13 protein-coding genes are annotated in these 9,261 nt (G+C 68.6%); 8 read left to right on the top strand and 5 right to left on the bottom strand.

The annotated features are described in order from the left end of the window. Window positions 1-24: 24 nt before the first annotated feature. Both OR37_RS19380 and OR37_RS19375 read right to left on the bottom strand, forming a co-directional pair. Entirely contained in the window at window positions 25-975 is a 951-nt protein-coding gene (locus OR37_RS19380) for an SH3 domain-containing protein (protein ID WP_004624180.1), read from the bottom strand. Between the two features lie 91 nt (window positions 976-1,066). Beyond that, window positions 1,067-1,627, bottom strand: coding sequence for a DUF924 family protein (locus tag OR37_RS19375; protein WP_004624177.1), 561 nt, complete (start codon window positions 1,625-1,627; stop codon window positions 1,067-1,069). A gap of 106 nt (window positions 1,628-1,733) precedes the next feature. Between OR37_RS19375 and OR37_RS19370 the strand changes: the two genes are divergently transcribed. From OR37_RS19370 to OR37_RS19355, 4 genes are all read left to right on the top strand, one after another. Next, window positions 1,734-2,633, top strand: coding sequence for an RcnB family protein (locus tag OR37_RS19370; protein ID WP_004624176.1), 900 nt, complete (start codon window positions 1,734-1,736; stop codon window positions 2,631-2,633). Window positions 2,634-2,909: 276 nt separating this feature from the next. Continuing rightward, complete coding sequence (ilvC, locus tag OR37_RS19365) at window positions 2,910-3,929, top strand: ketol-acid reductoisomerase (RefSeq protein WP_004624173.1); 1,020 nt, start codon at window positions 2,910-2,912, stop codon at window positions 3,927-3,929. Window positions 3,930-4,038: 109 nt separating this feature from the next. Further along, window positions 4,039-4,395 (top strand): ArsR/SmtB family transcription factor, encoded by a 357-nt coding sequence (locus OR37_RS19360; RefSeq protein WP_004624170.1) that lies wholly within the window; start codon window positions 4,039-4,041, stop codon window positions 4,393-4,395. Next, complete coding sequence (locus OR37_RS19355; protein ID WP_004624169.1) at window positions 4,382-4,876, top strand: SRPBCC family protein; 495 nt, start codon at window positions 4,382-4,384, stop codon at window positions 4,874-4,876. Before OR37_RS19360 ends, OR37_RS19355 begins: the two co-directional genes overlap by 14 nt. Here the strand turns inward: OR37_RS19355 and OR37_RS19350 are convergent. Beyond that, complete coding sequence (locus OR37_RS19350) at window positions 4,873-5,679, bottom strand: CAP domain-containing protein (RefSeq protein ID WP_004624167.1); 807 nt, start codon at window positions 5,677-5,679, stop codon at window positions 4,873-4,875. The genes OR37_RS19355 and OR37_RS19350 overlap by 4 nt on opposite strands. A gap of 53 nt (window positions 5,680-5,732) precedes the next feature. Between OR37_RS19350 and OR37_RS19345 the strand changes: the two genes are divergently transcribed. Both OR37_RS19345 and OR37_RS22265 read left to right on the top strand, forming a co-directional pair. Continuing rightward, window positions 5,733-6,293 (top strand): nucleoside 2-deoxyribosyltransferase, encoded by a 561-nt coding sequence (locus tag OR37_RS19345; protein WP_004624164.1) that lies wholly within the window; start codon window positions 5,733-5,735, stop codon window positions 6,291-6,293. Between the two features lie 82 nt (window positions 6,294-6,375). After that, complete coding sequence (locus OR37_RS22265; protein ID WP_004624163.1) at window positions 6,376-6,759, top strand: c-type cytochrome; 384 nt, start codon at window positions 6,376-6,378, stop codon at window positions 6,757-6,759. On the opposite strand, the gene OR37_RS19335 is transcribed toward OR37_RS22265, so the two are convergent. Further along, window positions 6,731-7,474: a methyltransferase gene (locus OR37_RS19335; RefSeq protein ID WP_004624162.1), complete on the bottom strand. Its 744-nt coding sequence runs from the start codon at window positions 7,472-7,474 to the stop codon at window positions 6,731-6,733. The two genes, OR37_RS22265 and OR37_RS19335, sit on opposite strands and share 29 nt — an antisense overlap. Window positions 7,475-7,573: 99 nt before the next feature. Between OR37_RS19335 and OR37_RS19330 the strand changes: the two genes are divergently transcribed. Together OR37_RS19330 and OR37_RS19325 are read left to right on the top strand one after the other, a co-directional pair. Beyond that, a complete protein-coding gene (locus tag OR37_RS19330; RefSeq protein WP_165570635.1) occupies window positions 7,574-8,584 on the top strand; it encodes a polyprenyl synthetase family protein in 1,011 nt (336 codons plus the stop codon). Between the two features lie 106 nt (window positions 8,585-8,690). Next, window positions 8,691-9,077, top strand: coding sequence for a YccF domain-containing protein (locus OR37_RS19325; RefSeq protein WP_004624158.1), 387 nt, complete (start codon window positions 8,691-8,693; stop codon window positions 9,075-9,077). Here the strand turns inward: OR37_RS19325 and OR37_RS21730 are convergent. Continuing rightward, complete coding sequence (locus OR37_RS21730) at window positions 9,074-9,250, bottom strand: CcdB family protein (RefSeq protein ID WP_235046607.1); 177 nt, start codon at window positions 9,248-9,250, stop codon at window positions 9,074-9,076. The two genes, OR37_RS19325 and OR37_RS21730, sit on opposite strands and share 4 nt — an antisense overlap. Window positions 9,251-9,261 lie beyond the last annotated feature (11 nt).

Genomic DNA, 9,261 nt, shown 5'->3' with positions numbered 1-9,261 from the left:
GCGAGGGGGAAGGGGCCAAGGACCTTACTTGCTCGGCGCGAGGCCGGTGTTCAGCACCCAGCCGACATTGTCGTTCTCGTCGGCCACTTCCCACCACAGTTCCTGCTGCTTGCCGGTCGGGTAGACGATGGCGCCGGCGGGGAGGGTGCGGATCAGCTTGCCGCCGGCGACAGGGGCGGCGCGCATGGCCACGGGGCGCTGGGCGGTGAAGGTTTTGGCCGGGGCCGCCGCGGCGGCGGGACCGCCTTGCGAGAGCAGACCCAGATCGCCGACCATCTTGGTGTAGGCGTTGATGAACGACAGGGTGACGATGCGGCCGATGTCGGTGTCTTCGTAACCGCCGCCGACCGCGCCGGCGAAGCCCAGGCCGCCGCCCGCGCCCCAGCCGATGTCGTTCTTGACCGCATAGCCCTCGGCCACCGACATGGTCTCGGTGGTGCGGACATTGGTCAGCGACAGCACGGTGTTGGCTTCCAGCTTCTTGGTCTTGATGCCGCCGACCAGGCCGCCGACGCGACCGCCGATCAGACCGCCGATGGCGCCGGCCACCGCGCCGCCGCCGACATTGCTGTTGCTGCCCTGGACCTCCGCCACCAGCACGTAGTCGGCAGCCTTGACCTGACCCTGGCCGACATTGGAGCCGCGCTGCAGGCCGAGGTTGCCTTCGATATTGCGCTCTTTCTGGGCCGCGCTGAGGCCAACGCCGCGATCGACAAGGTTGAAGCAACCCGAGCGCTGGACAATGGCGCGCAGCACCTTCTGCGGCGAGGCGAGATTGTATTGGGTCCAGCCGCTGGGATCGTCGCCGTCGACGATCGACAGCGTGCCCAGCTTGCGCGAGCAATGGGGAACCTCGCCCGACGCCTGCGTTTGCATCTGCTGGCCCTTGCTGGCCTTGGCCTGGGCGAAGACGATCTCGGGCGTCAGGACAGTAAGCGCCAGACCGACGGTCAGCGCGCTGCGGAAGGCTTTCATATCGTTTCCCTGGTGGGCCTGATGGCGTTCGGGCGCAACCTACATGGACAGCCGGAGCGCGCCAAGATTGAGCGTGCCCCATGAAGCCGATCTAACCCGCGAAGCCTCCGTCATCGAGGAAGGCCTGCTCGGCCTCGGTCGTCTCGCGCCCCAGGCCGGGGTTGCGATGGGGGAAGCGGCCAAAGCGGGCGATGATGTCGCGGTGGAGCAGGGCGAACTTCATCGACTCCTCGTCGCCGGTGTCGGCCTGCAAGGCGGCGAACAGCTCGACGCTGAACTCCTGGTCGACCAGAGACTCGGAGTGTTCGAACGGCAGATAGAAGAACCGCCGCAGTTCGGGTTCGATCGCCACGTCCTGGTCGTGACCGGCGGCGATGGCGGCGCGGGCGAACATCCTGGCCAATGGATCGGTGGCGAAGGCGTGCGGCGTGTCGCGGTACATATTGCGGGGGAACTGATCGAGCAGGATTTGCAGGGCCAGCGCCCCGACCGGCGTCTCGTTCCAGCCGTCGTAGCGTCGCATCGAGGCGCGGTAGTGGGTCTGCTCGAACTTCAGCGCGATGGCCTGATCGAAGGCGGGGTCCTTCTTAAACCACTTGGCGGGTCCGGCCTGGCGCCAGAAGCTGACGACGTCATTGGGATGCGCGGTCATTCAGGCTCCTTGGGCGTTATTCCGTTCAAGCCCGGTTCATCCGGCGAATCCGAGACTGATATCAAGGGACAAGCCCGGGCCGGCCTCAAGGCCCTTGGAGCATGAAATGAAACGTCTGATCACGACCGCCCTGGCGCTCTCGCTGTTGAGCGGCGCTGCGGCCCACGCCGGCGCCGCCGGCGCGGTGGTCGCTCAGGATCAGCAGCAGCCGGGACAGCCTCAGCGCGAGGGCGGCCCGCGCGGCGATCGCGGCGGCTGGCAAGGCGGCGGGCGCGGCGGCGACCATGGACCCGGCGGCTGGAACCGGGGCGGCCAACCGGGGCCAGCCCCGGGCCAGCCTCAGCAGCAGCCTCAGCCTCAACCTCAACCTCAACCTCAACCTGGCCCGGGCCGCGACTGGGGTCGCGGCGGCGACCGTCCCGGCTGGAACGGCGGCGGGCGTCCGGATTGGAACAACCGCCCGCCGCCCCAGCCTTCGCCGGCGCCGACCCCGCCGCGCCCTCAGCCCGGACCGCCGCCGCCGAACAACGGCGACCGTGACTGGGGCCGTGGCGGCCCCGACCGTCGCGGCGATTGGAACAGGGGCGACTGGAACCACGACGGGCGTCCGGACAACCGCGGCCCCGACCGCGGTGGGTGGGATCGTGGTTGGGATCGGGGCGGCTGGGACCGGGGCGATCACCGCCCAGGTCAGGGCCAGTTCCGCGATCGCGACCGCGGCCGTCCTCAATACGATCGCTGGAGCTATCGCCCCAGCTATAGGGCCATCGAGCGCTACCGGGCGCCGGCCTATCGCTATCCGCGCGGCTGGTACGTCCACCGCTGGGTGTTCGGCGAGTACCTGCCGGGCGGCTGGTACGGCAGCTACTACTATCTGAACGCCTGGCAGTACGGCCTGCCTCAGCCGCCGATCGGCTGCGAGTGGGTCCGGGTCGGCGACGACGCGCTGTTGGTCGACGTCTGGACCGGCCAGGTGCTGAGCGTCTGGGCCGATCTGTTCTGGTAAGCTTGGCGTGATCCGTGACGGGTCGTCGAGACGGGGCGGAGGCGCGAGCTTCCGCCCCGATTTCGTTCGCGTCCGAGGCGCCGGAACCGCGTTTGCCGACCGTTGGCATGGCGGTTCCGCGCCGAAGCGCCTAAAACGGGGCCGCGAGGGCCTCGGCATTTCGGCGTTCTGTCGGCTTCACCTTGACGAAACGGCAAAAAAACGCTCAAACGCCCGGCCTTTGTCGCTTTGCCGTTGCGCGTGGCGACCTTGATTGACCAGTCCTGGAGAAAAAATATGCGCGTCTACTACGACCGCGACGCCGACATCGCTCGTATCTTGGACAAGAAGATCGCGATCGTAGGCTATGGTTCGCAAGGTCATGCGCACGCGCTCAACCTTCGGGACTCGGGCATCAAGAACGTCGCCGTGGCGCTGCGCGCCGGTTCGCCGACCGCCAAGAAGGCCGAGGGCGAGGGCCTGAAGGTCATGACCGTCGCCGAGGCCGCCGGCTGGGCCGACATGATCATGATCCTGGCGCCGGACGAGCATCAGGCCGCGATCTACAAGCATGAGATCGCTCCGAACATCCGCGACGGCGCGGCCCTGCTGTTCGCCCACGGCCTGAACGTCCACTTCGGCCTGATCGAGCCGAAGGACACCATCGACGTGCTGATGGTCGCTCCGAAGGGCCCGGGCCACACGGTTCGTGGCGAATACCAGAAGGGTGGCGGCGTCCCGTGCCTCATCGCCGTGCACCACAACGCCACCGGCAACGCCCTCGATATCGGCCTGGCCTATGCCAGCGCCATCGGCGGCGGCCGGTCGGGCATCATCGAGACCAACTTCCGCGAAGAGTGCGAGACCGACCTGTTCGGCGAGCAGGCCGTCCTGTGCGGCGGCACGGTCGAGCTGGTCCGCGCCGGCTTCGAGACGCTGGTGGAAGCCGGCTACGCGCCGGAAATGGCCTATTTCGAGTGCCTGCACGAGCTGAAGCTGATCGTCGACCTCATGTACGAGGGCGGCATCGCCAACATGAACTACTCGATCTCGAACACCGCCGAGTACGGCGAGTACGTGACGGGTCCGCGCATCATCACCGCCGAGACCAAGGCCGAGATGAAGCGGGTTCTGGAGGACATCCAGTCGGGCAAGTTCGTGCGCGACTTCATGTTGGAAAACGCCGTTGGCCAGCCCTCGTTCAAGGCGACCCGTCGCCGCTCGAACGAGCACGCCATCGAAGAAGTCGGCGCGCGCCTGCGCGGCATGATGCCTTGGATCGCCAAGAACAAGCTGGTCGACCAGGCCAAGAACTAATCCACTTTTAGTACCCAAGCTTAAATCCCGCGAAGCCCTCGGTCCTCCCAGGCCGGGGGCTTTTCGTTGGGGCTTGCGCGTGGTCGCGCCGCGTGCATTACTGAACTCAATGGTTCAGTATGTCGCCGCCCGGCTTGACGCCTCGTTTTCCGCCCTCGCCGACGCCACCCGGCGCGGGGTGCTGGAGGAACTTGAGCGCGGGGAGGCCTCGATCACGGAGCTCGCCAACCGGTTCCAGATGACCCTGACAGGCATGAAGAAGCATATCGCGGTCTTGGAAGAGGCGGGTCTGGTGAAGACCGAGAAGGTCGGACGGGTGAGGACCTGCCGGCTGGGCGCGGACGGGCTGGCGGCGGAGGCTGCCTGGATCGAGCGATATCGCCGTCGTTGGGCGCTTCGCTTCGATGAGTTGGACAAGGTCGTCGAGGACCTGAAACGCGAGGAAGAGGCGAATGGACGGACATAACGACGCGCCCGAGACGGGGCGCACGGTGGTGACCCGCAAGTCGGACCGCGAACTGGTCGTCACGCGGATCTTCGACGCGCCGCCGCGCATCGTGTTCGAGGCCTGGAGCAGGGCCGAGCTGTTTCGGCGCTGGTGGGTTCCGGAGACTCTGGGCGTTCCCCTGCGGGCTTGCGAGATGGACGTCCGCACCGGCGGCGCCTATCGCCTGGAGTTCGGCCTGGACGCGGCCAATTCCATGGCGTTCTTCGGCAGGTACCTGGAGGTCACGCCGCCTTCGCGCATCGTCTGGACCAATGAGGAGAGCGGGGACGACGCCGCGCTCACCACGGTGACGTTCGAAGAGCGGGACGGCCAGACGCTGTTGACGCTGAGCGAGCTCTACCCCAGCAAGGAAGCCTGCGACGAGGCCATTCAGGGCTCGGCCGCCGGCCTGCCCGAGCAGTTCAACCAGCTGGACGCGCTGCTCGCGGCCGGCTTCTAGATCAGCACGAAGACGGGACCCCAGGCGACCTGATACCGATGCTCGCCCGTCGAGAGGTGCGGTCTGAGCTGCCAGGCGCCGGCCGCCAAGGTCGGCGGCGGCTGGCCGGGAACGCCCTCGAGATAGGTCGCCGTCAGCATTTCGCCGCCCGGTTCGGAGACCGAGAACTGCCGGATCGTCGGCGTGGCGTTGGCCAGCGCGCGGGCGATCTGGTCGGTCGCGCCGACGCGGAGCGGGGCCGGGGCGGCCAAGCGCGCGGCGACCTCGGCATAGGCGCCGACGGCGATCACGCGCGGACCCTGGCGCAGAACGCCATAGCCCACGTGGGTGAAACCCGCGGCCAGCAGGTTGGCGCGGTGGCCGGGGCTGGCCTTCCACTGGCCCATGATCTGGTCCGGCGTCACCGGTCCCGAGGCGTTGAGGCGCATGGCGATGTTCTCGCCCGCCGCGCCGACCAGGTCGCGGGCCAGCAGGCCGACGCGGCCGGCGGGCGTATAGCCCTCGCGGGTCACGTGGTCGAAGACCTCGGTCGCGCCCATGTCGGCGGCGTGGGCGCGGGCGGCCAGGGCCAGGCCCGGATCCCAGGCCAGGGCGCGGGGACCTTGGCGGTCGCGGAAGATGTTGTTGAGGTCCAGCAGCGTCTGTTCGAAGTCGGTGTCGAAATCGGCGCCGGGCGGGTCGCTCAGGCGCTCGCGCAGCCGCCGTTCATAGGCCAGCCAGGGCTGGGGCTGGGCGGCGAGGACGGGACGCGCCGCCAAGAGGGCGGGGAGAGCCAGGAGGGTTCTTCGCGCGATGGATCTCAATCGAATCTCCGACGGACATTGACAGGGGGAGCCCGGGACCAGACCTAAGGCCCATGCGCCCTGTCCGTTCCCTATGGCTGGCCGGCCCTGAAGCCTGGCTCCCCGACACCGAAATCCAGGCGGCCCGCCAGCGGGCCCTGTGCCTCGACGCCGGCCTCGAGGTCATCGATCCCGCGCGGCTGCCGGCTGGCGAGGGCGGAGACGAGCTCGAGGCCCGACACTTCTACGCCGCCCGCATGGCGCAATTGCGCCAGGCCGACGCGGCTATCGTCAACCTGACCCCATTTCGGGGCCCCTCGGCCGACACCGCCACGGTGTTCGAGGCCGGGGTGCTGGCGGGTCTGGGCAAGCCCATCTTCGCCTATCTGAACGTGGCCGACGAAACTCAGGCCGAATATGTCGCCCGCGTCGACGCGCAGCTGGGCGCGACCCTGGACGAGAACCGCGTTTGGCGCGATGGCGAAGGCTGCGCGATCGAGGATCACGGCCTGCCCGAAACGGTGATGCTGTGGGGCGAGGCGCGGCGGCTGTTCGTGATCGTGACCCAGGACCCCCTGCGCGATCTGACGGGCCTGGAACTGTGCCTGGAAGCGCTGGCGCTGTACGCGGAGTAGGCCGCGCTCCATCGGTCCCTTGATGTGCGTCAAGGCGGCCCACCGCCACGGTCGCAGAATTGGGCGGCCGAGGAGAAGCGATGTGACGAAAGCCGTTTTCGCGAGCGTAAGCGCCGTGGTCGCGAGCCTGCTGCTGGTCGGCGCGGCCGCCGGGCAGGAGGCCTCGTCGCCCGAACTGATCGCGCGCGGCAAGGCGCTGGTCTCCCGCCATTGCGCCGTGTGCCACGCGGTCACGACGACCGGAGACAGCCCCAACCCGAGCGCGCCCCGGTTCCGCCGTTTGAACGAACGCTATGATGTGGAGGCGTTGAGCGAAGGCCTGGCCGAGGGCCTTGCCGTGGGCCACGGTCCGATGCCCGAATGGACCTTCCCGCCGGCCGATGTGACGGCGATCATCGCCTATCTGAAATCGATCCAGGAGCGTGGCGGTCCGCCGCTCACCAAGCCAGCGCCGCCTCGCCCCTGAGAATGGCCTCGGCCTCGGCGGTATGCTTGCCGCCCTCGCGGTCGTGCAGCGCCAGGGCCGGCAGCAGGACCAGCGGCGCCTTGCCGGTCTTGACGGCTCGGACGATCACGCGTTTGGCCGGGGCGTCGGCGAACGGCGCGATGGGACGGATGCGGAAGGATCCGGCCTTGGGGCCCAGGCCCGCCAGGATGTCGGCCAGACGGTCGGCGCGGTGGATCAGGGTGATGGTTCCGCCCTCGCGCACCGCCTTCAGGCAGAAGCCGGTCCAGGCGGCCAGGCCTCCGTCGGCCATCCAGGCGCCGCTCTTGGCCGGGGCGGGGGCGCGCAGCGCGGCCGGGTCGTCGAAGAAGGGCGGATTGGCCATCACCGCGTCGAAAACGGGCAGGGCCAGCGTCCGGAAGCCAGCCTCGACATCGCCCTGGAGGATCGACACCCGGTCCTCGAAGCCGTTCAGCGCCGCGTTCTCGGCCGCCAGGGCGGCGGCGGCGGGATCGCGCTCCACGCCCTGGAACAAGACCCCGGGACGTCGCGCGGCGGCGGCCAGCAGGGCGCCGCCGACTCCGCAGCCAGGCTCGATCACACGTTGCGCCGGAAGCGAGTCGCAAGCCGCCGCCAGCAGGGCGGCGTCCATGCCGGCCCGGTAGCCATCGGCCCTCTGGCGGAGCCTCACCCGGCCGCCCAGAACCCGATCCTCGCTGATCCCCGTGTGGTCCAATGCTTTCTAGGCCTTGTGCTCGCCTTGACCCTGACCTATCCCGCCACCATTGTCCCTCGCAACGGTTCGTGCGGGGAACGGCGCAAGGAGACGATCGTTTTGGACGCAGCGACAGCGACCCTCCCCCGGACGTCGGGCTCGGTGGATCGTCTCGTGCGCCTCGCCGAGACCGACATGGCGGGCGTCAACGCGCTGATCACCGACCGGATGCAAAGCGACGTGCCGATCATTCCGGCGCTGGCGGAGCATCTGATCGCGGCCGGCGGCAAGCGCTTGCGGCCGCTGCTGACCGTCGCCGCCGCGCGGCTCGCGGGCTCCGATAACGATCATTGCCTGAAGCTGGCCGCTTCGGTCGAGTTCATCCATACCGCCACCCTGCTGCACGACGACGTGGTCGACGGCAGCCAGCTGCGCCGGGGCAAGGTCGCCGCGCACCTGATCTGGGGCGCGGCGCAGAGCGTGCTGGTCGGCGACTTCCTATTCGCCCGCGCCTTCGAGCTGATGGTCGAAACCGGCTCGATGAAGGCGCTGGAGATCCTGGCCCGCGCCAGCCGCGTCATCGCCGAGGGCGAGGTGCTGCAGCTTATGCGCAGCCACGATCTGAACCTCTCGCAGGCCGTCTATCTGGAGATCATCCAGGCCAAGACCGCCGAGCTGTTCGCCGCAGCGTCCGAAGCCGGGGCGGTTTCGGCCGGCGTCGAGCCCGACAAGGCCGCCGCGCTCAAGGCCTATGGCCTGAACCTCGGCCTGGCCTTCCAGTTGGCCGACGACGCGCTGGACTATGGCGGCGCGACCGAGACCTTGGGCAAGAACGCCGGCGACGACTTCCGCGAGGGCAAGGCGACCCTGCCGCTGCTGCTGGCCATCGCCCGTTCGGGTCCCCGCGAGGCCGAGTTCTGGGAGCGCGCGATCGGTCGCCGCGAGCAGACCGAGGCCGACTTCCGCCGGGCCCGCGAGCTGATCATCGGCTCGGGCGCCCTGGACGCCACGCTGGACCTGGCCGCCGACTATGCCGACAAGGCCAAGGCGGCGCTGGCGGTGTTTCCGGCCAATGACTGGCGCGAGGCGCTGGAAAGCCTCGCCGACTTCGCGGTCAGCCGCCGGGCCTGATATCGGTGAATTCGACGTCATGATGGTCCTTGGGCCTCGACTTCGAAGGCCGACGGCGCCAACTCGGACTTAGGGCGCGAAGCCTGAATTTTGGGGGCTCAATACCGTGATCCGTTTCATCCTGAATGTGCTGTGGGCCATCTGCGGCGGTCTGGCGATGGCCTTCGGCTGGTTCGTCGCCGGCGTCCTGCTGGCCATCACCATCGTGGGCCTGCCTTATGCCGGCGCGGCCTGGCGGATCGCCGGCTTCGCCCTGTGGCCCTTCGGCAAGGAGATCGTTCGGCGCGAGGGACCCGACCTGGGCACGGGCGCGCTGGGCGGGCTGATGAACATCATCTGGTTCATCCTGGCCGGCTGGTGGCTGGCGCTGGGCCATGTGGTGGTCGCCGCCGCCGAGGCCGTCTCGATCATCGGCATCCCGTTCGCGATCAAGGACGTCCAACTGGCCTACATCGCCCTGGCCCCGATCGGTCGAAACGTCCGCCGGGTTTAGAAGCCGGTGAACAGCCGGTCGATAGCGCGGCGGATGGCGTCTTCATGGTCGGCCGCTGAACCGATCCGGCGACGTAGATCGGTCTGACGGATCGAGATCATGCCCGTGACGCTGATCAGTAGGACGTCACCGTCACGTTCCAGAGGGATTTCGAAGCCACTGACGGCTGTCATCCGACCTTTTA

The organism is Caulobacter vibrioides OR37, from assembly GCF_000372645.1.
Lineage (GTDB): Bacteria > Pseudomonadota > Alphaproteobacteria > Caulobacterales > Caulobacteraceae > Caulobacter > Caulobacter vibrioides_E.
Note: the sequence above shows the minus strand (reverse complement) of the source record. Positions and strands in the feature narration are given on the sequence as shown.